This window comes from Achromobacter deleyi, from assembly GCF_013116765.2.
GTDB lineage: Bacteria > Pseudomonadota > Gammaproteobacteria > Burkholderiales > Burkholderiaceae_B > Achromobacter > Achromobacter deleyi_A.
Genome location: NZ_CP074375.1, coordinates 6,223,218 through 6,246,895, shown reverse-complemented (window position 1 = coordinate 6,246,895; position 23,678 = coordinate 6,223,218). Strand labels below are relative to the sequence as shown.

Here is a 23,678-nt window from a genome sequence, read left to right as displayed (position 1 = left end):
GGGTAAACACCATGAAGCTGCAATTCAAACAACTGTTGCGCACGTTCGCGCTGGGCCTGGCCCTGGCGGCGCCCGCGCTCACGCACGCCGCCTGGCCCGAGAAGCCCATCACGCTGATCGTGCCATGGGCGGCGGGCGGATCCACCGACATCCTGGCGCGCGTGCTGTCCGAAGGCTTGACCCAGTCGCTGGGCCAGCCCGTGATCGTGGAAAACCGCTCGGGCGCGTCCGGCAACATCGGCACCACCTTCGTCGCCCGCGCCAAGCCCGACGGCTACACGCTGCTGGTGGGCTCGATGAGCACGCACACGATGAACCAGGCGCTCTACTCCAACATGCCGTTCGACGGCGTGAAGGACTTCACGCCCATCGCCGAACTTGCGCTCGTCACCAACACCATGGTGGTGAACCCGTCCGTGCCGGCGTCCAACCTGAAGGAATTCATCGCCTACGTGAAGGCGAATCCCGACGCCGTGGCCTACGCCTCGGCCGGCCAGGGCTCCACCAACCATCTCAGCGCCGCGCTCTTCGAGAAGGCCGCCGGCGTGAAGATGATGCACATCCCCTACCGCGGCGGCGCGCCCGCGGTGCTGGACACCGTGGCTGGCCGTACGCAGGTGCTGTTCAGCGCCGGCACGCAGACCTTGCCGCACGTGCAGACCAACAAGCTCAAGCTGCTGGCCGTCACCGAGGAATCCCGCTCGCCGTTCCTGCCCGACGTGCCCACCGTCGCCGAAACGCTGCCGGGCTACGAACTGTCGGTCTGGTATGGCGCGTTCGGTCCGGCGGGCATGCCGCCCGAACTGACCGCCAGGTTGAACCGCGAGATCAACCTGATCCTCAAGCGCCCCGAGGTGATCAAGAAGATGGCCGACATGGGCGTGCTGCTGACCGAGACCACGCCGGAACAATTCGGCCAGATCCTGGCGCGCGACGCCGACAAGTACGGCAAGCTGATCAAAGAACTGGGAATCACCGCGGAATGACGGCCATGCCCAGTGCTGCCCAGCCCCTGAAGCCGGCGTTGGCCGGCGTGCAGGCCATCGCCCAGGCCTACGCCGCGGCGGACGCGGCGGCGGCCTTCCAGGCCATCGACGCCTACGCGCGCGCCACGCTGGAACACACGCTGTGCACGGTCAATCGCTACGATGCCGGGACCATGCGCGTCGTGCGCCTGTACAGCTCGAACCCCGAGGCCTATCCGCCCGGCGGCAGCAAGGACAAGACCGGCACCCCATGGGGCCGCCATGTCCTGCTGGAACAGCGGGTTTTCGTGGGCGAAGGCGAGGACGCCATCCGCGAGTTCTTCAACGACCACGATGCGATCCGCGACCTGGGCCTGCGGTCCGTCATCAACGTGCCCGTGGTGTATGGCGACGTCTGCCTGGGCACCGTCAACTTCCTGATGCCGCGCCCGACCGTGTCGGACGCCGATATCCACGCGGCGCGCCTGGCGGGCCTGCTGGCGCTGCCGGCATTCCAGGCGCTGCGCCAGCCTCAATGACGCGCCGGGGCCCGCTCGCGCGGGCCCCGCGTCCTCAGATCAACGCGCCGCGGATCCGCGCCGACACCATGTCGATCACCACCACGAAGCCCACGATGATGATCATCACGGCGCAGGTCTCGGCATAGCGGAAGCTGCGGATGATCTCCCACAGCACGGTCCCGATGCCGCCGGCCCCGACGATGCCGACCACCGACGCCGACCGCACATTCGATTCGAACCGGTACAGCGAATACGAGATCCACAGCGGCAGCACCTGCGGGATCACGCCGTAGACGATTTCCTCCAGCGCGTTCGCGCCCGTGGCCCGCACGCCTTCCACCGGACGCGGGTCGATCGCCTCGACGGCCTCCGAGAACAGCTTGGCCAGCACGCCCGTCGTGTGTACCCACAGGGCCAGCACGCCGGCGAAAGGCCCCAGGCCCACCGCCACGATGAACAGCATGGCAAATACCATTTCATTGATGGCGCGGCACGCGTCCATCAAGCGGCGCATAGGCTGGTAGACCCAGGCGGGCACCATGTTCGACGAGCACAGCAGGCCCAGGGGCACCGCCACCACGATGGCCAGGAACGTGCCCCACACCGCGATCTGCACCGTGACGATCATCTCGTCCAGATACATGCGCCAATCGCGAAAGTTGGGCGGAAAGAAATCGGCCGCGAACTGGGCCATGTTGCCGGAGTCCCGCAGCAGGTCCAGCGGCCGCATGTCGGCGCCCTGCCACGACATGACAAGCAGCGCCAGCACGACGGCCCAGACTAGAAGGACCGGCAGCGACGAGCGCGGCGCGGCGGGCAGGCGGGAGGAGTGCGTGGCCAGGTTCATTTTCAATGAGGATCCGCTAGGGAGATTGCGTGGGTTGAATGCCGGCGCGCCCGATGGCGCGCCGGCGCCTTGCGGCCAGGCTTACTGCTTGGCCACGGCCGGTTGGCCCAGGCTGGCAAGCTTGCTGTCCAGTTCCGACAGCTGTTTCTGCTTTTCAGCCTGGCCCAGCGTGGAGTCGGCCTCGACCTTGGCCTTTTCGCGCGCCAGCTCGATCTGGCGGATGGGCACCAGTTGCTGGTTGTCCGACGGGCGGAAGCCCTGATAGGTCAGCGCCTTCAGGTTGGCCAGTTCGCGCTCGGCGTCCTTGCCCTTGCCGTAGTTGATGAAGAAGTCGCGGATCCGGGCCTTCAGGTCGGCCGGAAGGTCGCTGCGCACCACCAGCGGATCGGCCGGAATCAGCGGCGACTTCCACAGCACGCGCACGCTGTCGTTGGCGTCGCGGCCGGTGCTCAGGCGGTAGCGCTCCAGGGCTTCGGTGTTGTTGACGGCCACATCCACCTGCTTGTTGATGACCGACAGCAGATTGGCTTCGTGGTTGCTGGCGCGCACCGTCTTGAAGAACGTCTTGGGTTCGATCTTGTTGGCGGCCCACAGGTAGTAGCCGGGCACGGCGGTGCCGGACGTGGAGTTGGGGTCGCCCGCGCCGTAGCTCAGCTTGGCGCCGTTCTTGAGCACGTCGTCCAGGGTCTTCAGGTTGCTGTCCTTGTTGACGATCAGGAGCGACCAATAGCCAGGGTTGCCGTCCTTGTCGATGACCGAGGCGAACACCTCGCCCTTGGCGCGGTCCACGGCCTCGATCGCCGACTTGTTGCCGAACCATCCCATCTGCACCTTGTTGAAGCGCATGCCTTCGATGATGCCCGCGTAGTCCGACGCGAAGAACGGCTTGACCGGCACGCCGATCGAGCGGCTCAGGTCATCGATGACGGGCTGCCATACGGACTTCAGGTTGGTGGACGACTCGGTCGAGATGATGCCGAAGTTCAGGGTCTTGGCGTCTTGCGCGTAAGCCTGGGTGGTCAGGGCGGCCGCGGCGATCAGGGTGAAGAAGGTTCTGCGTAGCATGGAGAGCTCCGGGGAAGGTTGGGGCCAGGAATCAGGCGGCTTGCGCCAGTTGGGACAGCGGCGCCACGCCCGGCATGGCCGGGGTTTGCGGCGCGTATTCGGGAAGCAGCTCGCTCAGTTCGGAGCCGTACAGGTCACCCAGCATGGCGGGCGTCAGGTCGGCGGAGGGGCCGTCATAGACCACCTTGCCGTGGCGCAGGGCAACGACGCGCGGGCAATAGCGCAGCGCCACGTCCACCTGATGCAGCGACACTACGACCGCGACCTTGCGGCTGCGGTTGATCTGCGCCAGCGTGTCCATCACGCGGCGCGACGACTCCGGGTCCAACGACGCGATCGGTTCATCGGCCAGGATCACGCGGGCGTTCTGCACCAGCGTGCGCGCAATCGCCGCGCGCTGCTGCTGGCCGCCGGACAGGGTGGAGGCGCGCTGAAATGCATAGTCGTCTATACCAACCTGGGCAAGCGCGTCCAGGCCCTGGCGCACCTCGTCGCGCAGGAACCAGCGCGTCAGGCTGCGCCACAGCGGCACCCTGGGCAGCATGCCGGTAAGGACGTTGGTGATGACCGGCAGGCGGCCCACCAGATTGAACTGCTGGAACACGAAGCCGATGCTGGCCCGCGCGCCGCGCACATTGCGGCTGAGGCGGCCGTCTCGCTGGATCAGATGGCCATTGACGGTCACGCTGCCTGCCCCCGCATCGCCAGCCACGAAGCCGGCCAGGTGGCGCAGCAGGGTGGATTTGCCGGACCCCGAAGCGCCCAGCAGGGCGACCATCTCGCCGTCGGCCACCTGCAGGTTGACGCCGTCCAGCGCCCGCGCGCCGGCATGAAACGTTTTGCTGAGCCCTTGAACTTCGATGGCGTATGTCATCGTTGGATCCCCTTGGATGTGTTCATGGGCGCATTCTGTTTTCGCGGCATGACAGCACGATGACCCGCAGATAGAAACATTTGGCGAAAAATAGGGACACCGGAACGAACTGAAAGACATCCGTCATAAAAGGCGGCTCGCCCGCCCCGCGCGGCGGGTATATTTGAAACTGTTCCCCCTTCTCGCCTGGCGCTCATCATGATCAAAGGTTCCTGCCTGTGCGGCCGCATTGCGTACGAGATCAACGGTCCGCTTACAAACGCCTTCAACTGCCATTGCGTCATGTGCCGCAAGTCGCATGGCGCCGCCTTCCGCAGCCGCGCAACCGTCCAGGTCAAGGATTTCGCCTGGACCCAGGGAGAAAACCACGTCACCTGGTACGCCTCGTCGCCCGGCAGCTACCGCGGCTTTTGCGAAGCCTGCGGCACGCCCCTGCTCAGCCGCTTCGACCAGACGCCCGACGTCTACGGGCTGCCGCTGGGCGCCCTGGACGACGACCCGGGCGTGAAGCCCGAGGCGCACTGCCACGTTTCCAGCAAGGCGCCGTGGTTCGACATCACCGATGCGCTGCCACAGCACTCCGGCGCGCTGGAAGAACCGCCCGAGCACAGCCCGCAGATCGCCCCGCTGACCTTTTCTCACGGAAGATGAACGAACTTGCGGCGCCACGCCCCAGGAGATCGACATGAATGACCACGCAGTCGTACTGGACCCCACCTCCCTGCGCTTTACGCGCCTGCTTCCCGCGAGCGTCCAGGAGGTCTGGGCCTGGCTGACCGAATCGGAAAAGCGGAGCCGGTGGCTGGCGGCTGGCGATATGGAACTGGTCGAAGGCGGCGGCGTCACGCTGCGGTTCGTTCACGCCGACCTCTCTTCCGTGCGTGAACCGACGCCCAACGCCTACAAGCCCTATGAAAACGGCGTCACCACCCAGGGCCTGATCACCCGCTGCGATCCCCCTAGCCTGCTGGGCTATACCTGGGGCGGATCGCAGGGCGTGCCCTCGGAAGTGATTTTTGAACTGTCCCCCCAGGAAGAAGGCACGCTGCTGGTGCTGACGCACCGCAAGCTCGCCAGCCGGGACGACATGGTGGACGTGGCGGGCGGCTGGCACACCCACCTGAATGTGCTCGCAGCCAGGCTGGCGGGCCGCGAGCCTGGACCCTTCTGGTCCGCCAATGCGGCCTGGGAGGCCGAATACCAGGCGCGCATCCCGCGCCCCTAAAGTCGTTCAGCAGCAACTATCGCGGGCTGGCGGCGCATAAAAACTGGCTAAACGCTGCGCTTTGCAGTAACATAAGTCCGTGATTTTTCCGCAAAAACCGGGCTTCGGTCACTCTGCGTGCCAACCTGTACCGCAAGCGGTAATGGGGCTTTTGACCCAGGCTGCCAGCAACCCAGGCTGTATCCGGTTTTCTTGGGCGAAACCCGTCACTGCCAAGCGCGGCGCACCATCAACCATCGCGCCGCCCGGCATTGCTGCAGACGCTCCAACCCGCTTCTTCCGGCAATGTGCGCGTGACGCCGCTGCCGCGACCAAGCCGCGCATCGCGCGCACACTGCCCTCGCGGCGCGAGTACCCGTCATTTCAGACATCCGCTGGGGATGCCGTGGCCCTTACCCGCGCTTGCCCGGACGTTTTACGTTCAAACCGCTGGACCTGGTTATCTGTGTCCAACGCGCTTGCCGCCTTGCGCGGTGCGTCATGCCGCCGGCGTGGCTGCGCGTATTGATCAAGGAGTAGAAAATGGCTAAAGAAGAACTCATCGAATTGGATGGCATCGTTGACGAAGTGCTGCCCGATAGCCGCTACCGCGTGAAGCTGGACAACGGCATCGAAGTCGGCGCCTACGCCTCCGGCCGCATCCGCAAGCACCGCATCCGCATCCTGGCGGGCGATCGCGTCACCCTGGAAATGTCGCCGTACGACCTGACCAAGGGCCGCATCAACTTCCGTCACAAGGACGAGCGCGCACCCGCTCCGCATCGTCCCCAGCAGTACCGCCGTTAAGCCTGGGCTCCAGGGCCGGCCCGGTGCCGGCTCCCTGCCCCCTTTCGCGCGAGTCTTAAGCCCGTATCGCGAAATGTCGTAATGCGTGGAACGCCCGTTCGTGGAAAAATGGCGCTCCCCGCCAGGCGCGACGCCTGGCGGCTAACGCATGAAGCAAGATGGATCTGAAAGAAGAACTGCAAGCCGCCGCAGATCAGCTTGCCCTGGCGCGAAGAAGATTCGTGAAGGGCGAGGAAGGCCTGCGCCTGCTCAGCCAGTCGCGCGAGGCGTTCATCAACAGCCTGCGCAATACCGGCCTGACTTACTCCGAAGCCAAGACCAAGTACGACAACTGCCTGGACGACCAGGAAGCCGGACAGTTGCATGTCCGGCAACAGATGGAGTATGCCGAGCGCATGCACCAGTACGTGCTGAACCGCATTGCGCTGCAGGCCGCGCAGGCCTGAAGAAGGCGCGGCCGGACTCCGCCCCCCCTTTCCCCGGACTTTGCTTCAGGGCTTGAATGCCCCGATGAAGATCGCGGGATCGACGCGCGCGTCGTTCAGGCTGACATTCCAATGCAGGTGCGGCCCGGTCGCGCGCCCCGTCGCCCCCACCTTGCCCACCACGCCACCGCGCGGCACCTCGTCGCCGACTTTCACGTCGATCGCCGACATGTGGCAGAACATGCTGACGAAGCCCTGGCCATGGTCCAGGAACACCGTCTTGCCATTGAAGAAGTAATCTCCCACCAGCACGACCACGCCGGCGGCGGGCGCCTTGATGGGTGTGCCCGCGGGCACGGCGAAGTCCAGCCCCGAGTGAGGGTTGCGTTCCTGGCCGTTGAAGAAGCGGCGCAAGCCGAACGGGCTGGACAGGCGGCCGCCGTTGACGGGACGGTCCAGCAGCAGATTGCTGGGCGTGACGCCGGCCCGGTAGCCGCGGTTGGCTGCGCTTTGCTCGGCCATCTCGCGCTCGATGCGCTTCATGTCGTCCGGATTCGGATCGACCTGGCGCGGATTCTTCAGCGTGATGTGCTGCGCCACGTACTCCTTGGCGCCGACCGTGAACGCCACCTTGCGCTGGCCCTTCGCGTCCTTTACCTCGGCTTGCTGCTGGCCCGGCTTCACGCTGAGCGGAATGCCGACCACCGCGATCCACTGCTTGCCCTCTTCCCGCACCACCAGCACGCGCCGGCCCAGGAAGGTGACCTCGGGAGCGCGCTCGGCGTCGCCCAGATTCAGAACGGCCACCCCGCCCGGCACGGGAGCATTGAGCTTGCGGGTGATGAAGCCTTCCTGCTGCGCGCGCGCCGGCAGGCCCAGGCAGACGGCGGCGGCGGCAAGGCCCAGGCGCAATACGTCACGGCGTTGATGCATGGCGCTTACAGGCACAGGTTGGCGGGCTCGATGATGCTCTGGTCCCGGCGGGCGATGCGCGTGGACAGACGCGCTTCGGTCTTGCCCTTCCAGTGCGTGGTCGTCAGCACGGCCTCGACGCCCAGGCTGTCCGCCACGACGAGTTCCTGGCCGTTGCGCACGGCGTTCTGCTGGAACTTGACGCCCTGGCTCTTCCAGCTGGCCGCCACGCATTGCGTGTAGTCCTCGGGCGTGCGCTGGGTGGAACCATAGAACACGGGGTCGCGATCGCGCACGTCTTTGACGTTGGCGCATGCCGACAAGGCGGCCAGGACGGTAAGGGACAGAACGATGCGAACCTTCATGACTATGAAACTCTCGGGCAGATGGGGATTGATCGGGGCGGCCAACTATACCGCAGGGGACGGGCGGGCCTGGCTTCGAAAGCCTGCCGGCGCCAGCCTCAGGCTTGCGGCGCGCGGCGGGCGGACTTGGGGCGGAAGGCCGCGATGACTTCCGGCCGGGTTTCGGCGTATGGGCCGCCGATCAGGTCGATGCAATAGGGAATGGCGGCGAAGATGCCCGGCACCAGGACGGCGCCGTCTTCGGCCTTCAGGCCCTCCAGGGTCTCGCGTATGGACTTGGGCTGGCCGGGAAGGTTCACGATCAGGGCGGCATGGCCGTCCGTTTCGCGGATGACCGCCACCTGACGGGACAGGATGGCCGTGGGAACGAAGCGCAGGCTGATCTGCCGCATCTGTTCGCCAAATCCGGGCATTTCCTTGGTGCCGACAGCCAGCGTTGCCTCCGGCGTGACGTCGCGCCGGGCCGGGCCGGTGCCTCCGGTGGTCAGGACGAGGTCGCAGCCGCATCCATCGACCAGTTCGATCAGGGTCTCGGAGATGCGGCCGGGCTCGTCCGGAATCAACCGCTCCACCACCTGCCAGGGCGATGCCAGCGCGCCGCCCAGCCATTCGCGCAAGGCGGGCACCCCCAGGTCTTGATAGGCGCCGGTCGAGGCGCGATCAGAGATGGACACCAGGCCCACGATCAGTTCATCGGGGTGGCTGCGGACGATACGGGTAGGTTCGGTCATGGGCGGCAGGATGGAAATTCGGCGGACGGACGCCGCGGCAGCGGCTCTGGTCGCGGTCAATCATGGAAATCCAGAAGAACCGCGCGACAACGATGCTATCGCATTCTCTCCCGGGAGGACGCGCCGTCCCGGCCAACCGGGGCGCCTGCCCGGTGTGGCAAAAAAGCGAATCGGCCATGTGCCTGGGGTTTTCCGAGCTTGTCCCTGTCATGGACGGCCGATAACATCCGCTAACAATCGCAGCCGTTCATAGCGGCGCGCCGCGCATTTTTTGGGTTTCCCCATGTTCAAACGCACCCTTCGGCAGCATGCTCTTGCCGCGGCGCTGGCCCTGTCCGTCGCCGCCGCCGCCGGCTGGGGCGCGCTGCATGCGCTGGCCCTGAAGACCGAACCGGTTCCAGCCGCCGCGCCGGGCATCTACATTCCCAACCTGGGCAACACGCTGCAGGAGCAGACGCGCAATCTGTCGCGGCTCAGCCAGGCCCTGCGCACCGGGGATCGCCTGGTGATCCTGGGATCGTCGGAGCTGACCAGCAACGACCTGCGCTTCGTGCCCTACCGCTATCTGGCCGACGAACTTCAGATGCCGGTGCTGGCCTATGGCCATTCGGGCTTCCAGTCGCTGGGCATGCAGCTGGTGCTGGCGGCGCTGGCCGACGACCTGTCGCCGGCCTCGCGGGTGGTGGTGATGCTGTCGCCGGGGTGGTTCGACGGCGACGGCGGGCTGGGACCCGACGAATTCAAGGAACACGCCAACCCGCTGCTGCCCCGCCTGCTCAGGCAGCCCGAAGGCCGGGCCGAGGTCCTTCGCTGGCTGGACGACAAGGGCGACGCCAGCGTGATGTGGTCCATGGCCGCCGAACAGGCCTATGTGTTCCGCCAGCGCCTGGTCGACCTGTGGACGCCGGCCTTTGCCGCCCCCGTCCCCGAGCCGGAGCGCGAGGGCCCGCCCGCCGCCGCCCGGGTGGTGGACTGGGATGCGCTGGCCAGCCAGGCGCAGACCGCCGAGCAGACGCTGATGACGGGCAACCGATACGCCGTGCGCGACGAGTTCTTCAACAAATACCTGCGCGCCATCCCCGAAGGCGGCAAGACCGCCTACCTGCCCCAGCCCCTGACAGGCCGCGAAGAACTGCGCGAGCTCACCGCCCTGATGGCGCTGCTGCGCCAGCACGGCGTCGATGCGCTGTTTGTCATGCAGCCCCTGCACCCCATGGTGTTCAAGGACCTGGACCGCTTCGAGCCGGTCCAGCGCCAGGTCGCGGCGCTGTGCCAGCGCTACGCCATGACCTGCATGGACATGTACGGCGCGCCCTTCGAGGTGGGAACGCTGCGCGACGTCCAGCACCTGGGCGAACTGGGCTGGCTGCGCGTGAACCAGAAAATCGCCGAGGTATTCCGTCCATGAAGAGAACACTCTGGCTCTGCCTGCTGTACCTGGGCCTGCTGGCCGTCATGCTGATCCAGGCGGACACCTCCGCCAACCTGGGCAAGCCGATGGAGATCGAGTTCCAGTATTCGAAGTTCTAGGGCGCGCGTCCCTCGGAGGCGCCGGGGAGCCCGCTGACGCTAAATGCAGCTTGCACGGGTCTTAGTAGCCCAACGCAACCGGGGACAGGTCACAAATCTGTAATAATCGGCACCTCTCGCCGGAACCTCGCCCCACCGCCTCCATGTTCGACCTCTTCCACGGCCTAGACCTCTGGGTTGGCCTCAGTCTTGTGCTGGCCCTGACATTCGTCCTGGCCTTCGAATTCATCAACGGCTTTCACGACACGGCAAACGCCGTGGCAACGGTCATCTACACCAAGGCCATGCCGCCGCATCTGGCGGTGGTCCTGTCCGGCATTTTCAATTTCCTGGGCGTGCTGCTGGGCGGCGTCGGCGTGGCCTATGCCATCGTCCACCTGCTGCCGGTCGAACTGCTGATCAATGTGGACACCGGCCGCGGGCTGGCCATGGTGTTCGCCATGCTGGCCGCGGCCATCGCCTGGAACCTCGGCACCTGGTACTTCGGCATCCCCGCCTCCAGCTCGCACACCCTGATCGGCTCGATCCTGGGCGTGGGCCTGGCCAACGCGCTGATCACCGACCTGCCGCTGGGCGAAGGCGTGAACTGGGGCAAGGCCATCGATATCGGCCTGTCGCTCGTGGCTTCGCCCGTGGCCGGCTTCCTGGTGGCGGGCGGGTTGCTGCTGATGCTCAAGCGCTGGCTTCCGCTGTCCAAGATGCACAAGACGCCCGAACAGCGCCGCGCCATCGACAACAAGAAGCATCCGCCCTTCTGGAACCGCCTCGTGCTGGTGCTGTCCGCCATGGGCGTGAGCTTCGTGCACGGCTCGAACGACGGACAAAAAGGCATCGGCCTGATCATGCTGGTGCTGATCGGCATCGTGCCCGCGAACTTCGTGCTGGACACCAACAGCACCACCTACCAGATTGAACGCACCCGCGACGCGGCCAACCATCTGCTGGTGTTCTATCAGCGCAACGAAGCGATGCTGGGCGACTACCTGGCGCTCAAGCGCACCGATATCCAGGAAGAGCTGCCGGCCAACTTCCGTTGCGATCCGGCGCTGACCGTGCCCACCATCATTGCGCTGCAGACCGATCTGCACGGCGTGAGCAACTATGCCGACCTGTCGCCCGAGAAGCGTGTCGCCGTGCGCCGCTACCTGCTGTGCCTGGACGACACCGCCAAGAAGGTGGCGCGCCTTGAAGGGCTGCCCGCCCGCGAGCGCGCCGACCTGCAGCGCCTGCGCGCCGACCTGACCGCCACCACGGAATACGCGCCCTTCTGGGTGATCGTGGCGGTGGCCCTGGCGCTGGGCGCGGGCACCATGGTCGGCTGGCGCCGCGTGGTGCTGACGGTGGGCGAGAAGATCGGCAAGCAGGGCATGACTTACGCCCAGGGCATGTCGGCCCAGGTGACCGCCGTGGCCGCGATTGGCCTGGCCAACGTGTTCAGCCTGCCGGTATCCACCACCCACGTGCTGTCCTCCGGCGTGGCCGGCACGATGATCGCCAACAAGACCGGGCTGCAGGGCAACACCGTGCGCAACATCCTGCTGGCCTGGGTGCTGACGCTGCCCGCCTCCATGCTGCTGGCGGCCGGCCTGTTTTGGATCGGCGTGCAGATCGCCGGCTGATGTCCGGGGCCGTGCGGGCAATCCGCACGGCCAATGCAACACTCTGGCTACCGCGCCAGGCTGTTTCTTGCGCCAGCCTGCGTCTACGATGACGCCATGGCTACTCAAACCCCCACCCTGCATTACATTTTTGATCCGCTTTGCGGCTGGTGCTATGGCGCCGCGCCGCTGATAGAGGCCGCGCGCGGCATCGCCGGCCTGACCGTCGAGCCTCACGGCGGCGGCATGATGACGGGCAGCAACCGCCAGCCGGTCACCGAGGCCCTGCGCCGCTATGTCATGCCGCATGACGAGCGCATCGCCGGCCTGACGGGCCAGGTCTTCGGCGCGGATTATTTCGACGGTCTGCTGCGCGACAGCGGCGCCGTATTCGACTCCGAACCGCCCACCACCGCCATCCTGGCCGCGCAAACGCTGGCCGGCCGCGGCCTGGACCTGCTGCGCCGCCTGCAGCAGGCCCACTACGTCCAAGGCCTGCGCATTGCGGACCCCGCCGTGCTCAAGACGCTGGCCGGGGAGATCGGCCTGGACACGGAGGCCTACGCCGCCGCCTATGCGGCCGCCGAAGGCCCCGCAACGGCCGCGCACATCGCCGCCAGCCGCAAGCTGCTGGGCCGCGTCGGCGGCACGGGCTTTCCGACGCTGGCGCTGGAACGCGATGGCGTCTGCACGCTGCTGGAGCCCAGCCGCTACCTGGGCCGCCCCGAGCAATGGCAGGCGCACCTGCGGGAACGCATCCAGGGATCGGCCTGACACCAGCCCGCCAGCCGCAAGGCGGGACGCATCAGGACTCCTCGATGTCGCCGTCGCGCTGCAGGGCGCGATGCATGGCCGGACGGTCTCCCAGGCGCTCGGCATAGGCGCTGAAGACGGGCGTCTCGGGCACGATCTTCATCTGCATCATGTACTGCAGCGAGCCGCCCAGCACGATGTCCACGGCGGAGAATTCGTCTCCCAGGAAAAAGGGACGCGCCATCAGCACCCGCGTCAGCACCTGTTCGACCTCGTCCGCCGAGCCCCATCCCAGCGCCGCCTGGTGCGGCGTCTTGAAGGCGCGCTCGACCATGGCGGGCTCGAACACCCCCGTGGAATAGGCCAGCCAGGTCAGGTAGGGGCCGCGCTGGCGGTCCCCCGGCAGCGGCCCCAGCCCCGCCTGCGGAAACAGGTCCGTGAGATACAGCGCGATGGCGGGCGTTTCAAAGACGGGGACCCCGTCGTGCACCAGCGCCGGCACCTTGCGGTGGGGGTGGATGTCGATGTAGTCCGCGGGCATATGGCCCGTGCTGTCGCTGCCGCGGATCGACACCATCTCGGTGTCGTACGGCACGCCCAGTTCCTCAAGCAGCCAGAGAATCCGGAACGACCGCGAGCGCGGCGCATGGTAGAGCGTAAGCATGGTCGGCCTCCTTTGGGGTCCGACCATTTTGCCCCGGGGCCACTATGCCGCCAAGGCCAGCAATATCCCGTATCCGGCCATGCCCAGGAGCACGGCGACTCCCGTGTTGCTGACCAGGCGCGCCGCCACCCCGGTGACGGCCAGGCCGCCCACATAAGGCGCCATGCGGGCGGCCTGCTCGCCCGCGTCCAGCAGGTCGGGCACGATCACGGCCGCCGCGATCCCCGCCAGCAGGCTCGGCCCCAGCGCGGCCAGCGCCGAGCCTTCGCGCGACAGGTGGCGCAGCAGGCGGCTGCGCTCGGACAGCATGAACGGCAGCGCGCGCGTCAGATAGGTGATGACCGCCATGGCGATCACGGCGCCCCAGAATCCCAGTCCGTCCGTGTTCATGCGGGCCTCCTCAGGCGATACGCGGCGCAGCCGATGACGGCGCCGGCCAGGATGGCCAGGCTGGTGTGTCCCAGGGCGGCGATCACGCCGGCGCCCGCGACGGCTGCCACGATGGGCAGGCCCATGCCGCGCTTGGCGCTCTGGCACACCAGCGCCATGAACAGCGCCGGCAGTGCAAAGCGCATCACCTGGGAAAGCATGGGGTAATGGCGTTCAAGCCCGTCGCCCGCGTATACGCCCACGGCGGTGCCCGCGATCCAGGTCAGCCATGCGCCCAGGCCCAGGGCGATCATCCACCCCTGCCGCCGGCCGGGATCGACGCTCTGCAGGCGATTGAACGCGGTGGCGAAGACTTCATCGGTGAGCAGGAACGCCACCTTCAGGCGGCCGTGCAGCGCGGCCGGCAGAAAGCGCGACAGGAGCGGCCCGTAGAGCAGGTGCCGCGCATTGAGCAGCGAGCACAGCGCCACCACCCAGAGCCAGGGCGTGCCGGCCTTGACCGAGGCCAGCAGCAGGAACTGGCTGGCGCCGGCATAGACCAGGACGGAGATCAGGATGACTTGCAGCGGGGTCAGTCCGGCCGCGATGCCGGCAATGCCGAAGGTCACGGCCACCGGGAAGTAGCCGATCATGACGGGCAGGCAGGATTTCAGGCCATCGATGCGCGCGCTGCCGGCAAGGGCGGGCGCGGCGGCGGGGGGAGTCTCCAAGGTGCTTTTCGCTTATTCGCAGTACGGCAAGCGCCCATTTTACCTACGCCGCGCCACCGCCATGGCCCGCGCGAGGCTCCGTTAGTGTGGACAGGCCCTAGTCCGGCGCCCCCAGCGCCCGCAACCGCGATTTCAGGCGGCGCACTTCCTGGCTCAGGTCCAGGATGAGCGCCACGGCATCCAGGCCGGCGCCAAAGTCGTGTTCCAGGCGGCGCGCATGCAGCGCGCGCTGCAGATCCACGCTGTAGAAGCGCCATTCCCCAGGGCCGCTCCCGCTGGCGCTGACGATGCCGACCTCGACCAGCCGGGCCACCCACTCCACTTCCGCGCCGCAAGCGCGGGCCAGGTCGTCCGCGCTCAGCGGCTGCGCTCTACCCACGACGGTGGCGCTGGTGATGACAATCTTCTTCATGGTCAGACCCCCAGGTGGCGCCGCGGATTGAAGGGCAGGTCCTGCTGCAGCTTCCGGTAGGCCGCCTTGGCGGCTTCGCTATCGGCCGGCGGCAGCACCAGGTCCAGCACCAGATACAGGTCGCCCGGCGGATCCCCCGGTATGCCCCGGCCGCGCAGCCGCAGCTTGCGGCCGTTGCCGGACCCGGGCGGGACGGAAACCTCCACCGTTCCGCCCGGCGTGGGCGCCTTGACGCTGGCGCCCAGGGCGGCTTCCCAAGGAGCCACCGGCAGCGTCATGTAAAGGTCGCGGCCTTCGGCGCGGTACCGCGGATGCGGCTTGAAGCGCACTTCCAGATACAGGTCGCCGTTTTCGGCGCCGCCATAGCCGGGCATGCCCTGCCCGGCCAGCCGGATGTACTGGCCCTCCCGCACCCCGGCCGGAATCTTGACGCTGAGCGTGCGGGTCTGCATGTGGGGATGGCCCTGGCCGTCCATCTCCATGGACCGCAGGCTGATATCGCGCGTGGCGCCCTTGAGCGCGTCCTCCAGGTCCACCTCGATCGCGGCGTGGTGGTCTTCGCCGCGCGCGCGGAACTCCTGTTGCCGCGCTCCGCGCCGCTGCTCGCCGCGGCCGCCGAACAGCGACGAGAAGAACTCGCTGAACTGCGCCTCGTCGCCGGGCGCCGCGCCCCGGTGGAACTCGAAGCCTTCGTCCCAGCCGGGCGGCGGCCGAAAACCGCCGTCGGGCGATACGCCCGCAGCGAGATTGTCGTAGGCCTGGCGCTTTTCCGCGTCGCGCAGCACGTCATAGGCTTCGTTGACGTCGCGCATGCGGACCTCGGCGTCGCTTTCCTTGCTGACGTCGGGGTGATACTTCCGGGCAAGTTTGCGGTAGGCGCGCCGGATATCGTCGTCGGATGCGCCCTGCTCCACCCCGAGAATGCTGTAGTAGTCCTTGAACTCCATGTTCCAGCTCACCTTAAGGGTTGAGGCCGCGCCCGGCAGAGCCGGATTCGGCCTTGAATATCAAGAAGATAGGGGTTATGGAACGATTTTTCAATGCGCTTTGTCATGTCATCCGCGGCGCGCATAATGTGCGGTTGCCCCAGATTCAACCCTCAGGAACCGATCGTGCTGGAAATCATTGACGTCGACTTCACCAACCCCGAACACGGCCGCCAGGTGCTGGCCATGCTGAACGAATACGCCAGCGGCCCCATGGGCGGCAATTCCCCCCTGCCCGCCTTCGCGCAGGCGAACCTGATCGCCGAACTGGCCCGCCGCCCCACCGCGCACGCCCTGCTGGCGCGCATCGACGGCGAGCCCGCAGGCGTGGCGATCTACCTGGAAGGCTTCTCCACCTTTGCCTGCCGCCCCCTGATCAATCTGCACGACCTGGGCGTGGCCGCGAAATTCCAGGGCCAGGGCGTTGGCAAGCACCTGCTGTCCGCGCTGGAGGAACGGGCGCGCCGGCTGGGCTGCTGCAAGATCACGCTGGAGGTGCTGGAGGGCAACGCGGTCGCCCAGGGCCTGTACCGCAAGCTGGGCTTCGAAGGCTATGCGCTGGACGAGGCCACGGGCCGCGCCATGTTCTGGCAGAAGAAGCTGGCCGCCTGAGTGGCGTAGTATGTGTTTTTGGCCGCCGCCCCCTCGGGGGCAAGCACGCCCTGGCGTGCGCGGCGCGGGCATTCCCCGCCGGACGGCATCCGTCCGGCCCACGACGCAGGATTCACGATGAAGATGAGCAACATCCCCTTCGGCACCACGGACTGGTCCGATGTGGAACGCACTGAACACGCCGGCGACACCGGCATGGCTTACTGGCGCACCCGGCAGTTCGGCGACCTGCGGGTACGCATGGTGGAATACACGGCCGGCTACCTGGCCGATCATTGGTGCAGCAAGGGCCACATCCTGTTCTGTCTGGAAGGCGAGCTGCACACCGAGCTGGAAGACGGCCGGCAGTTCGTCCTGACCCCCGGCATGAGCTACCAGGTGGCCGACCAGGCCGAGCCGCATCGCTCGTCCACCGCCACCGGCGCCAAGCTCTTCATCGTGGACTGACGCGCCGGCGCGACACGCTTGATTGCAGTTGCGTTACGCTTTGCAATTACAGCGGCCGCGCACGGCCCGCGCATTCCTTACCCCGCCTGACCGGAGACAAGCTTTGGGCGCCCCGATTACGCTATACGTCGATTCCCTGTTCCTCAGTCCGTACGCCATGTCGGTGTATGTGGCGCTGACCGAAAAGCAGCTGCCGTTCGAAGTGCGCCCCATCGACCTCGGGGCGGGTGAACAACGCATGCAGCCGTTCCAGTGCCGAGCCCTCACGGGGCGGGTGCCGGCCCTGACGCATGCGGACTTCAACCTGACCGAATCCAGCGTCATCACCGAATACCTGGACGAAGTATTCCCCGCGCCCGCACATGCCGCCCTGTATCCGTCGAATACCCGCGAACGCGCCCGCGCCCGCCAGTTGCAGGCCTGGCTGCGCAGCGACCTCGGCGCGCTGCGCCAGGAGCGTCCCACGGAAACCGTGTTCTACGGCGATGCCGGCCAGCCGCTGTCCGACGCGGCCCATGCCGCCGCGGCCAAGCTGATCCAGGTGGCCAGCTACCTGGTCGGCGTGGGCCAGGCCACCCTGTTCGACGAGTGGTGCATCGCCGACACGGACCTGGCGGTCATGCTCAAGCGCCTGTCCCTCGACGACCTGCCCGATCCCCTGCGCGCCTATGCCGACACGCAATGGCAGCGGCCCTCCGTCCAGAAATGGCTGGCGCACAACGCGGCCGCCCGCCCCTAGGCGCCTGCCGGAGCCGCGATGCAGTTGCTTGATCACGTCTCCATCACCGTCTCCGGGCTGGATGCCGCGCGGCCGTTCTACGACGCCGTCATGCAGGCGCTGGGCGCGGCCAAGGTTTATGACCACCCGGACGCCCTGGGATACGGCGAGCGCTGCCGCCCGGGCAGCGGCCAGCATACCTATCTGTCCGTTTTCGCCACCGTGGGCGCGCCGCCGGATGCCGCCTCCGGCGCCCGGCGCCACTGGTGCTTCAAGGCGCCCAGCCGGGCCGCCGTCGACGCGTTCCATGCCGCAGGCCTGGCCCACGGCGGACGCGACGAAGGCGCGCCAGGCCTGCGCCCGCACTATCACCCCCAGTACTACGCCGCATTTCTGCTGGACCCGGACGGCAATCGCCTCGAAGCCGTCTGCCACGACCCGAACTGAAGCATTTGGTGTCCCATGTTGCACCGCAGCATCCGTTGCGGTGTAATGGAGTGGTCAACTCAGCCGGTTCCACTCGGGGTCGGCCCGGCGGCCTTCCGCCGCCAGCAGCTACTTACAGGAGATCGCCATGGCCGGATCCGGCACCGATCACGCAACCGCCCCGTCCTTCAACCCCTGGACGGCCGCCTACGAATACGCCGTGGATGCCTGGCAGCGCGGCGTGCTCTATGCGGATGTGATGCGTCAGCGCGGCAACCAATACCACGCCCACATGGCCAAGCGCGCGCCCAATGTGCTCAGCATGGAGTCGGAACTGGTGCTGGACGGCCGCGAGCTGCCGCGCCCCGTCAATTACGGCCTCTTGCGCATCAAGCCGCCCGAGGGCGTGGAAACGGACCCGATCAAGCGCCCCTTCCTGGTGGTGGACCCGCGCGCCGGGCACGGCCCGGGCATCGGCGGCTTCAAGCCGGAAAGCGAGATCGGCGTGGCGCTGCGAGCCGGGCACCCTTGCTACTTCGCGACGTTCCTGCCCCAGCCCATGCCCACCCAGACCGTCGAAGACGTGATGATGGCCGAGGCCCGCTTCCTGGAAGAGATCATCGCGCTGCACCCCGACGCGGAAGGCAAGCCCGTGGTCGTGGCCAACTGCCAGGCCGGCTGGCAGATCATGATGACCGCCGCGGTCCGTCCTGAACTGTTCGGCCCCATCATCGTGGCCGGCGCTCCGCTGTCGTACTGGGCAGGCTGGCGCGGCATGAACCCCATGCGCTATGCCGGCGGCCTGCTGGGCGGAAGCTGGCTCACCGCAATGACCAGCGACCTGGGCAACGGCAAGTTCGACGGCGCCTGGCTGGTCCAGAACTTCGAGAACCTGAATCCGGCGAATACGCTGTGGTCCAAGCAGTACAACCTGTACTCCAAGGTGGACACCGAAGCCGACCGCTACCTGAGCTTCGAGAAATGGTGGGGCGGCCACGTATTCCTGAACGGGCCCGAGATCCAGTACATCGTCGACAACCTGTTCGTGGGCAATCGCCTGGCCACCGCCGGCCTGGTGACCTCCGACGGCATCCGCATCGACCTGCGCAACATCCGTTCGCCCATCGTGGTGTTCTGCTCCAAGGGCGACAACATCACCCCGCCGCCGCAGGCGCTGGGCTGGATTCCCGACCTGTACCAGAACGAAGCCGAAGTGCTGGCCCACGGCCAGACCATCGTGTATGCCGTGCACGAGAGCATCGGCCACCTGGGCATCTTCGTGTCGGGCAGCGTGGCCCGCAAGGAACACCAGGAATTCACGTCCAACATCGACATGATCGACGTGCTGCCGCCGGGCATCTACCAGGCGGAAATCGCCGACAAGACGCCCGACACGCCCAACGCGGACCTGGCCTTCGGCAACTATGTGCTGTCCTTCGAACAGCGCAGCCTGGACGATGTGCGCGCCATCGTCGATCGCAATGAAGAAGACGACCGCCGCTTTGCCGCCGTGGCCCGCATCTCCGACATCAACCTGGGCATGTACCGCAGCTTCGTGCAGCCCTGGGTGCGCGCCCTGGTGACGCCGCAATCGGCGGAGTGGATGCAGCGCCTGCATCCGCTGCGCCTGCCCTACGAACTGATCTCCGACCGCAACCCGGTGATCGCGCCGATCGCGCAGGTGGCGGAAAAAGTGCGTGAAAGCCGCCAGCAGGCCTCGCCCGCCAATCCCTTCCTGATGGCGCAGGAGATGTTCTCGAACATGATCGAGACCAGCCTGAACATCTGGCAGGACCTGCGCGATTCCGCCGACGAACGCACCTTCATGGGCGTTTATGGTTCGCCGCTGGTGCAGGACCTGGCCGGCCTGGGCGCGCAGCCCGGCCCGCCCCGCAAGCATCCCGGCGTGTCGCCGGAACACCGCCGCTTCATGGAAGAGCGCGCCGCCGAGCTGCGTTCGCTGCTGCAGGAAGGCGGCTTGCGCGTGGCCGCGATACGGATGCTGCTATATGTCTCGGGCGCCGAGGGCGGCCTGGACGAGCGCAGCTTCGCGCTGATCCGCAAGATGCGCGCCGAAGCCGACAACGCGCTGACGCTGCAGGAGTTCAAGGACCTCACGCGCGACCAGGCACTGATGATGACGCTGGACTCCGCCGCCGCGATCCAGGCCATGCCGCGCCTGCTGGAAGGGTCGTCGGCGGCCGAGATCCGCGGCACCCTGGACACGATGAAGGGCGTGCTGGAAGCCGCCGAGCCGCTCAGCGACGCGGCGCGCGAAAGCCTGGCCGAGATGGAGCGCATCTTCGAATCGGCCGAACGCCGCGCGCAGAAGCGCGAACAGGCCCATGCGCCCGCCGAGACGCCGAAGCGCTTGCGCGTGGCCGCGGCCAGGCACGAAACGCCCGCGACATCCGCCGCGCCCGCCAGGAAGGTGAAGGACCTGGTCGACGCGGCCGCCGAAGTGCCCGCCAAGACCGCCAAGCCTCATCCCGTCGCGGCCAGGAAGGCTGCGGCCGGCGAGTCCGCCACCAAGGTCGCTGCCAGGAAGGCCGCGGCAGGCAAGTCCGCCACGAAGGCCACGGCCAAGAAGCCCGCTTCCCGCCAACCCGCCAAGGTCAAGACATCATGAGCCTGCCCACCTCCACGCACTACGACAAGCTCATCGCCCGCGCGCAGACGCTCGAACCCGCGCTCTGCGCCATCGCACACCCCTGCGACGAGCCGTCGCTGTCCGCCGCACTGGAGGCCCGCGACCTGGGCCTGCTGCAACCTATCCTGGTCGGCCCCGAGGGCAAGATCCGGGACACCGCGGCCCACTACAAGCTGAACCTGGGCGACGCCCGCATCGTTGACGTGCCGCACAGCCACGCGGCCGCCGAAACCGCCGTGGCGCTGGTGCGCAGCGGCGAGGCCACGCTGCTGATGAAGGGCAGCCTGCACACGGACGAACTGATGCACGAAGTGGTGGCGCGCGCCACCGGACTGCGCAGCGGCCGGCGCATCAGCCATGTGTTCATCATGGAAGTGCCCACCTACGCGGAGCCGTTGTTCATCACCGATGCCGCCATCAACATCTTCCCCGACCTGGAAACCAAGGCGGACATCATCCGCAACGTGATCGACCTGCATCACGGACTGGGCCTGGGCGAGCCGCGCGTGGCGATCCTGTCCGCCGTGGAACAGGTGACGCCCAGCATCCCCAGCACCATCGAAGCGGCCGCGCTGTGCAAGATGGCCGATCGCGGCCAGATCGCGGGCGGCGTGCTGGACGGCCCGCTGGCGCTGGACAACGCCATCAGCCCCGACGCCGCGCGCATCAAGGGCATCCGTTCGCCGGTGGCGGGCGTAGCCCAGGTGCTGGTGGTGCCCGACCTGGAAGCCGGCAACATGCTGGCCAAGAACCTGACCTTCCTCGCCAACGCGGAAGCGGCCGGCATCGTGCTGGGCGCGCGCGTGCCCATCATCCTGACCAGCCGCGCCGACAGCCCGCGCTCGCGCCTGGCCTCCTGCGCGGTGGCGGCCATCTACGCCCACCACCTGGGCCAGCAGCAGGCCCGCCCGCTGGCCTGAAGCATGGAACCCTCCCCCTGCCCGCTGACGCGCCCCCCCTCAAGGGGGCGGCACGGGCGGACCGGCAAAGCCGGATCCGCGGTGCCCCGGATTGGATACGGCGCGCATTCGGGGAACAAGGCCCTTGAAGGGAAACCGTAATGTCTCAACGTGGAACCACAACACCATGAGCGATACCATCCTCGTCATCAACGCCGGCAGTTCCAGCATCAAGTTCTACCTGTACGACATCGACGGCAAGCACGAGCTCGCCCCGCGCCTGGGCGGCCAGCTTGAAGGCATCGGCACCACGCACCCGAGGCTGCGCGTGCGCGACGCGGCCGGCGAGGCCCTGGTGGAACGTGACATCGCGCCCAGCCATGCCCCCGACGTCCCCAATGGACAGGAAGTGGTGGGTACCTGGCTGAGCGGCCACCTGGGCGGCGCGCCGCTGGCCGTGGGGCATCGCGTAGTGCACGGCGGCCCGGACCTGTCCGAGCCGGTGCTGATCGACGACGCCGTCCTGGCCAAGCTGGACACCTTCACTCCGCTCGCGCCGCTGCACCAGCCCAACAACCTGGCGCCGATCCGCGTCATCCGCGAACGCCGGCCCTGGATCCCGCAGGTGGCGTGCTTCGACACCGCCTTCCACCGCAGCCACTCCGACGTGGCCGACCGCTATGCGCTGCCCGAGAGCCTCTACCGCGAAGGCGTGCGCCGCTACGGTTTTCACGGACTGTCGTACGAGTACATCGCACAGCGCCTGCGCCAGGCCCTGCCGGATATCGCCATGGGCAAGATCATCGTCGCGCACCTGGGCTCGGGCGTCTCCGCCTGCGCCATGCATCAGGGCAAGAGCGTGGACAGCACCATGGGCTTCACGGCGCTTGAAGGCCTGCCGATGGGCACGCGCCCCGGCCGCCTGGACGCCGGCGTGGTGCTGTGGATGATGGAACGCGGCATGAGCCACGACGAGATCGAGCACATGCTGTATCACGACTGCGGCATGAAGGGGCTGTCCGGCATCAGCAACGACATGCGTGAACTGCTGGCCAGCGATGAACCCTCGGCCAGGCTGGCGCTCAAGTACTTCGCCTGGCGCGTGGCCGAAGGCATGATCGGGCTGGGCTGCGCCATGAACGGCATGGACGCCATCGTCTTCACCGCGGGCGTGGGCGAGAACTCCGCCGAGATCCGCCAGGCGATCAGCGAGCACTGGGGCTGGCTGGGCATCAAGCTCGACCCGGAGCGCAACGCCCGTCACGGGCCGCGCATCTCCAGCGACGACAGCCGCGTCGGCGTGTACGTCGTGCGCACGAATGAAGAGCTGATCATCGCGCAGCACACCCTCGCTCTGGTGCGCCAGCGATGAGCGCGCTGCCTCCGCTGGCCGGCAAGCGCGGCTTGATCACCGGCATCGCCAACGCCGATTCCATCGCCTGGGGCTGCGCCAAGGCGTTTCGCGCGATGGGCGCGGAATTGGCCGTGACCTACCTGAACGACAAGGCGCTGCCCCACGTGGAGCCGCTGGCGCGCCAGGTGGACGCGCCGCTCCTGATGCCGCTGAACCTGCTGAACGACGGAGAGCTGGAGTCCGTCTTCGACCGCATCGCGAATGAATGGGGCGGGCTGGACTTCGTGCTGCATTCGATCGCCTTCGCGCCGCGCGACGACCTGCGCGGCCGCGTCACGGACTGCTCGCGCGCGGGCTTCCTGCAGGCCATGGACGTGTCGTGCTGGTCCTTCATCCGCATGGCCAAGCTGGCCGAGCCCTTGATGGCAAACGGCGGCGCCCTCTTCTGCATGAGCTACTACGGCTCGCAGATGGTGGTCGAGAACTACAACATGATGGGGCCGGTGAAAGCCGCGCTGGAGTCCGCCACGCGCTATCTGGCGGCGGAACTGGGCCCGCAGGGCATCCGCGTGCATGCGATATCGCCGGGGCCGCTGAAGACTCGCGCCGCCTCGGGCATCGCGGAGTTCGACGCGCTGCTGGACCGCGCCCAGTCCAAGGCGCCGGCGCGCAGCCTGGTGTCCATCGACGACGTGGGCGAAGCCACCGCCTGGCTGGCCACCGACGCCGCGCGCCTGATGACCGGACAGACGTTGTACATCGACGGCGGCTATCACATCATCGATTAAGGGCCTGTACGCAGGGAAAGATGCC

29 protein-coding genes are annotated in these 23,678 nt (G+C 67.3%); 18 read left to right on the top strand and 11 right to left on the bottom strand.

Features of this window, described 5'->3' with window-relative positions; all coding sequences use genetic code 11:
- The first annotated feature begins 11 nt into the window (after window positions 1-11).
- Window positions 12-986, top strand: a complete 975-nt coding sequence (locus tag HLG70_RS28385) for a Bug family tripartite tricarboxylate transporter substrate binding protein (RefSeq protein WP_171666692.1) — start codon at window positions 12-14, stop codon at window positions 984-986.
- A gap of 5 nt (window positions 987-991) precedes the next feature.
- Complete coding sequence (locus tag HLG70_RS28380) at window positions 992-1,504, top strand: GAF domain-containing protein (protein WP_234103278.1); 513 nt, start codon at window positions 992-994, stop codon at window positions 1,502-1,504.
- Between the two features lie 34 nt (window positions 1,505-1,538).
- Here the strand turns inward: HLG70_RS28380 and phnE are convergent, their stop codons facing one another.
- From phnE to phnC, 3 genes are all read right to left on the bottom strand, one after another.
- Window positions 1,539-2,333 (bottom strand): phosphonate ABC transporter, permease protein PhnE, encoded by a 795-nt coding sequence (gene phnE / locus HLG70_RS28375; RefSeq protein WP_171666836.1) that lies wholly within the window; start codon window positions 2,331-2,333, stop codon window positions 1,539-1,541.
- Window positions 2,334-2,414: 81 nt separating this feature from the next.
- A complete protein-coding gene (gene phnD / locus HLG70_RS28370) occupies window positions 2,415-3,398 on the bottom strand; it encodes a phosphonate ABC transporter substrate-binding protein (RefSeq protein WP_171666688.1) in 984 nt (327 codons plus the stop codon).
- 31 nt (window positions 3,399-3,429) lie between these two features.
- The gene (phnC, locus tag HLG70_RS28365) at window positions 3,430-4,272 is read right to left on the bottom strand and encodes a phosphonate ABC transporter ATP-binding protein (protein WP_171666685.1); all 843 of its coding nucleotides are present in this window, start codon (window positions 4,270-4,272) and stop codon (window positions 3,430-3,432) included.
- 198 nt (window positions 4,273-4,470) lie between these two features.
- On the opposite strand from phnC, the gene HLG70_RS28360 reads away from it, so the two are divergent.
- The 4 genes from HLG70_RS28360 (at window position 4,471) to HLG70_RS28345 (ending at window position 6,729) form a co-directional block, all read left to right on the top strand.
- Window positions 4,471-4,923, top strand: coding sequence for a GFA family protein (locus HLG70_RS28360; RefSeq protein ID WP_171666683.1), 453 nt, complete (start codon window positions 4,471-4,473; stop codon window positions 4,921-4,923).
- 34 nt (window positions 4,924-4,957) lie between these two features.
- The gene (locus tag HLG70_RS28355; RefSeq protein WP_171666681.1) at window positions 4,958-5,497 is read left to right on the top strand and encodes an SRPBCC family protein; all 540 of its coding nucleotides are present in this window, start codon (window positions 4,958-4,960) and stop codon (window positions 5,495-5,497) included.
- A 522-nt stretch (window positions 5,498-6,019) separates the two neighbouring features.
- Window positions 6,020-6,283, top strand: coding sequence for a translation initiation factor IF-1 (gene infA, locus HLG70_RS28350; protein ID WP_006221179.1), 264 nt, complete (start codon window positions 6,020-6,022; stop codon window positions 6,281-6,283).
- Window positions 6,284-6,441: 158 nt separating this feature from the next.
- A complete protein-coding gene (locus tag HLG70_RS28345) occupies window positions 6,442-6,729 on the top strand; it encodes a hypothetical protein (protein WP_171666679.1) in 288 nt (95 codons plus the stop codon).
- Between the two features lie 45 nt (window positions 6,730-6,774).
- Here the strand turns inward: HLG70_RS28345 and HLG70_RS28340 are convergent, their stop codons facing one another.
- From HLG70_RS28340 to mog, 3 genes are all read right to left on the bottom strand, one after another.
- A complete protein-coding gene (locus HLG70_RS28340) occupies window positions 6,775-7,641 on the bottom strand; it encodes a peptidoglycan DD-metalloendopeptidase family protein (RefSeq protein ID WP_171666662.1) in 867 nt (288 codons plus the stop codon).
- A 5-nt stretch (window positions 7,642-7,646) separates the two neighbouring features.
- Window positions 7,647-7,985 carry a hypothetical protein gene (locus tag HLG70_RS28335; protein ID WP_171666660.1) on the bottom strand — a complete coding sequence of 113 codons (339 nt, stop codon included), beginning with the start codon at window positions 7,983-7,985 and terminating at the stop codon, window positions 7,647-7,649.
- A 98-nt stretch (window positions 7,986-8,083) separates the two neighbouring features.
- Window positions 8,084-8,716 (bottom strand): molybdopterin adenylyltransferase, encoded by a 633-nt coding sequence (gene mog, locus HLG70_RS28330; protein ID WP_171666834.1) that lies wholly within the window; start codon window positions 8,714-8,716, stop codon window positions 8,084-8,086.
- 283 nt (window positions 8,717-8,999) lie between these two features.
- Between mog and HLG70_RS28325 the strand changes: the two genes are divergently transcribed.
- The 4 genes from HLG70_RS28325 (at window position 9,000) to HLG70_RS28315 (ending at window position 12,618) form a co-directional block, all read left to right on the top strand.
- On the top strand, window positions 9,000-10,124 hold the full coding sequence (locus HLG70_RS28325; protein WP_171666658.1) for a D-alanyl-lipoteichoic acid biosynthesis protein DltD: 1,125 nt from the start codon (window positions 9,000-9,002) through the stop codon (window positions 10,122-10,124).
- Window positions 10,121-10,246 (top strand): hypothetical protein, encoded by a 126-nt coding sequence (locus HLG70_RS29675; protein WP_258231456.1) that lies wholly within the window; start codon window positions 10,121-10,123, stop codon window positions 10,244-10,246. Before HLG70_RS28325 ends, HLG70_RS29675 begins: the two co-directional genes overlap by 4 nt.
- A gap of 143 nt (window positions 10,247-10,389) precedes the next feature.
- The gene (locus tag HLG70_RS28320) at window positions 10,390-11,865 is read left to right on the top strand and encodes an inorganic phosphate transporter (RefSeq protein WP_171666655.1); all 1,476 of its coding nucleotides are present in this window, start codon (window positions 10,390-10,392) and stop codon (window positions 11,863-11,865) included.
- 96 nt (window positions 11,866-11,961) lie between these two features.
- Window positions 11,962-12,618, top strand: coding sequence for a DsbA family protein (locus HLG70_RS28315; protein ID WP_171666653.1), 657 nt, complete (start codon window positions 11,962-11,964; stop codon window positions 12,616-12,618).
- A 31-nt stretch (window positions 12,619-12,649) separates the two neighbouring features.
- Here HLG70_RS28315 and HLG70_RS28310 read toward each other — a convergent pair whose 3' ends face one another.
- From HLG70_RS28310 to HLG70_RS28290, 5 genes are all read right to left on the bottom strand, one after another.
- A complete protein-coding gene (locus HLG70_RS28310; RefSeq protein ID WP_171666652.1) occupies window positions 12,650-13,261 on the bottom strand; it encodes a glutathione S-transferase family protein in 612 nt (203 codons plus the stop codon).
- 42 nt (window positions 13,262-13,303) lie between these two features.
- Window positions 13,304-13,651 (bottom strand): AzlD domain-containing protein, encoded by a 348-nt coding sequence (locus tag HLG70_RS28305; protein ID WP_171666650.1) that lies wholly within the window; start codon window positions 13,649-13,651, stop codon window positions 13,304-13,306.
- A complete protein-coding gene (locus tag HLG70_RS28300; protein WP_171666647.1) occupies window positions 13,648-14,361 on the bottom strand; it encodes an AzlC family ABC transporter permease in 714 nt (237 codons plus the stop codon). The genes HLG70_RS28305 and HLG70_RS28300 overlap by 4 nt, the downstream gene beginning before the upstream one ends.
- Before the next feature lie 97 nt (window positions 14,362-14,458).
- The gene (locus tag HLG70_RS28295) at window positions 14,459-14,773 is read right to left on the bottom strand and encodes a chaperone modulator CbpM (RefSeq protein ID WP_171666645.1); all 315 of its coding nucleotides are present in this window, start codon (window positions 14,771-14,773) and stop codon (window positions 14,459-14,461) included.
- A 2-nt stretch (window positions 14,774-14,775) separates the two neighbouring features.
- On the bottom strand, window positions 14,776-15,720 hold the full coding sequence (locus HLG70_RS28290) for a DnaJ C-terminal domain-containing protein (RefSeq protein WP_171666643.1): 945 nt from the start codon (window positions 15,718-15,720) through the stop codon (window positions 14,776-14,778).
- Between the two features lie 165 nt (window positions 15,721-15,885).
- Between HLG70_RS28290 and HLG70_RS28285 the strand changes: the two genes are divergently transcribed.
- The 8 genes from HLG70_RS28285 to fabI all read left to right on the top strand — a co-directional run bounded on the left by HLG70_RS28285 (window position 15,886) and on the right by fabI (window position 23,653).
- Window positions 15,886-16,371 (top strand): GNAT family N-acetyltransferase, encoded by a 486-nt coding sequence (locus HLG70_RS28285; protein WP_171666642.1) that lies wholly within the window; start codon window positions 15,886-15,888, stop codon window positions 16,369-16,371.
- Between the two features lie 117 nt (window positions 16,372-16,488).
- Window positions 16,489-16,818, top strand: a complete 330-nt coding sequence (locus HLG70_RS28280; protein WP_171666640.1) for a DHCW motif cupin fold protein — start codon at window positions 16,489-16,491, stop codon at window positions 16,816-16,818.
- 103 nt (window positions 16,819-16,921) lie between these two features.
- Window positions 16,922-17,557, top strand: a complete 636-nt coding sequence (gene yfcF, locus HLG70_RS28275) for a glutathione transferase (RefSeq protein ID WP_171666638.1) — start codon at window positions 16,922-16,924, stop codon at window positions 17,555-17,557.
- Window positions 17,558-17,575: 18 nt separating this feature from the next.
- Window positions 17,576-17,983: a VOC family protein gene (locus tag HLG70_RS28270; RefSeq protein WP_171666636.1), complete on the top strand. Its 408-nt coding sequence runs from the start codon at window positions 17,576-17,578 to the stop codon at window positions 17,981-17,983.
- A 127-nt stretch (window positions 17,984-18,110) separates the two neighbouring features.
- On the top strand, window positions 18,111-20,591 hold the full coding sequence (locus tag HLG70_RS28265) for a DUF3141 domain-containing protein (protein WP_171666634.1): 2,481 nt from the start codon (window positions 18,111-18,113) through the stop codon (window positions 20,589-20,591).
- The gene (locus HLG70_RS28260) at window positions 20,588-21,532 is read left to right on the top strand and encodes a phosphate acetyltransferase (RefSeq protein ID WP_171666632.1); all 945 of its coding nucleotides are present in this window, start codon (window positions 20,588-20,590) and stop codon (window positions 21,530-21,532) included. The genes HLG70_RS28265 and HLG70_RS28260 overlap by 4 nt, the downstream gene beginning before the upstream one ends.
- A gap of 166 nt (window positions 21,533-21,698) precedes the next feature.
- Entirely contained in the window at window positions 21,699-22,883 is a 1,185-nt protein-coding gene (locus HLG70_RS28255) for an acetate/propionate family kinase (protein WP_171666630.1), read from the top strand.
- A complete protein-coding gene (gene fabI / locus HLG70_RS28250) occupies window positions 22,880-23,653 on the top strand; it encodes an enoyl-ACP reductase FabI (RefSeq protein ID WP_171666628.1) in 774 nt (257 codons plus the stop codon). Before HLG70_RS28255 ends, fabI begins: the two co-directional genes overlap by 4 nt.
- Window positions 23,654-23,678 lie beyond the last annotated feature (25 nt).

Coding starts and splice junctions, on each gene's coding strand:
- HLG70_RS28385 (WP_171666692.1), top strand. CDS start 12: ATGAAGCTGCAATTCAAACAACTGTTGCGCACGTTCGCGCTGGGCCTG.
- HLG70_RS28380 (WP_234103278.1), top strand. CDS start 992: ATGCCCAGTGCTGCCCAGCCCCTGAAGCCGGCGTTGGCCGGCGTGCAG.
- phnE (WP_171666836.1), bottom strand. CDS start 2,333: ATGAACCTGGCCACGCACTCCTCCCGCCTGCCCGCCGCGCCGCGCTCG.
- phnD (WP_171666688.1), bottom strand. CDS start 3,398: ATGCTACGCAGAACCTTCTTCACCCTGATCGCCGCGGCCGCCCTGACC.
- phnC (WP_171666685.1), bottom strand. CDS start 4,272: ATGACATACGCCATCGAAGTTCAAGGGCTCAGCAAAACGTTTCATGCC.
- HLG70_RS28360 (WP_171666683.1), top strand. CDS start 4,471: ATGATCAAAGGTTCCTGCCTGTGCGGCCGCATTGCGTACGAGATCAAC.
- HLG70_RS28355 (WP_171666681.1), top strand. CDS start 4,958: ATGAATGACCACGCAGTCGTACTGGACCCCACCTCCCTGCGCTTTACG.
- infA (WP_006221179.1), top strand. CDS start 6,020: ATGGCTAAAGAAGAACTCATCGAATTGGATGGCATCGTTGACGAAGTG.
- HLG70_RS28345 (WP_171666679.1), top strand. CDS start 6,442: ATGGATCTGAAAGAAGAACTGCAAGCCGCCGCAGATCAGCTTGCCCTG.
- HLG70_RS28340 (WP_171666662.1), bottom strand. CDS start 7,641: ATGCATCAACGCCGTGACGTATTGCGCCTGGGCCTTGCCGCCGCCGCC.
- HLG70_RS28335 (WP_171666660.1), bottom strand. CDS start 7,985: ATGAAGGTTCGCATCGTTCTGTCCCTTACCGTCCTGGCCGCCTTGTCG.
- mog (WP_171666834.1), bottom strand. CDS start 8,716: ATGACCGAACCTACCCGTATCGTCCGCAGCCACCCCGATGAACTGATC.
- HLG70_RS28325 (WP_171666658.1), top strand. CDS start 9,000: ATGTTCAAACGCACCCTTCGGCAGCATGCTCTTGCCGCGGCGCTGGCC.
- HLG70_RS29675 (WP_258231456.1), top strand. CDS start 10,121: ATGAAGAGAACACTCTGGCTCTGCCTGCTGTACCTGGGCCTGCTGGCC.
- HLG70_RS28320 (WP_171666655.1), top strand. CDS start 10,390: ATGTTCGACCTCTTCCACGGCCTAGACCTCTGGGTTGGCCTCAGTCTT.
- HLG70_RS28315 (WP_171666653.1), top strand. CDS start 11,962: ATGGCTACTCAAACCCCCACCCTGCATTACATTTTTGATCCGCTTTGC.
- HLG70_RS28310 (WP_171666652.1), bottom strand. CDS start 13,261: ATGCTTACGCTCTACCATGCGCCGCGCTCGCGGTCGTTCCGGATTCTC.
- HLG70_RS28305 (WP_171666650.1), bottom strand. CDS start 13,651: ATGAACACGGACGGACTGGGATTCTGGGGCGCCGTGATCGCCATGGCG.
- HLG70_RS28295 (WP_171666645.1), bottom strand. CDS start 14,773: ATGAAGAAGATTGTCATCACCAGCGCCACCGTCGTGGGTAGAGCGCAG.
- HLG70_RS28290 (WP_171666643.1), bottom strand. CDS start 15,720: ATGGAGTTCAAGGACTACTACAGCATTCTCGGGGTGGAGCAGGGCGCA.
- HLG70_RS28280 (WP_171666640.1), top strand. CDS start 16,489: ATGAAGATGAGCAACATCCCCTTCGGCACCACGGACTGGTCCGATGTG.
- HLG70_RS28270 (WP_171666636.1), top strand. CDS start 17,576: ATGCAGTTGCTTGATCACGTCTCCATCACCGTCTCCGGGCTGGATGCC.
- HLG70_RS28265 (WP_171666634.1), top strand. CDS start 18,111: ATGGCCGGATCCGGCACCGATCACGCAACCGCCCCGTCCTTCAACCCC.
- HLG70_RS28260 (WP_171666632.1), top strand. CDS start 20,588: ATGAGCCTGCCCACCTCCACGCACTACGACAAGCTCATCGCCCGCGCG.
- HLG70_RS28255 (WP_171666630.1), top strand. CDS start 21,699: ATGAGCGATACCATCCTCGTCATCAACGCCGGCAGTTCCAGCATCAAG.
- fabI (WP_171666628.1), top strand. CDS start 22,880: ATGAGCGCGCTGCCTCCGCTGGCCGGCAAGCGCGGCTTGATCACCGGC.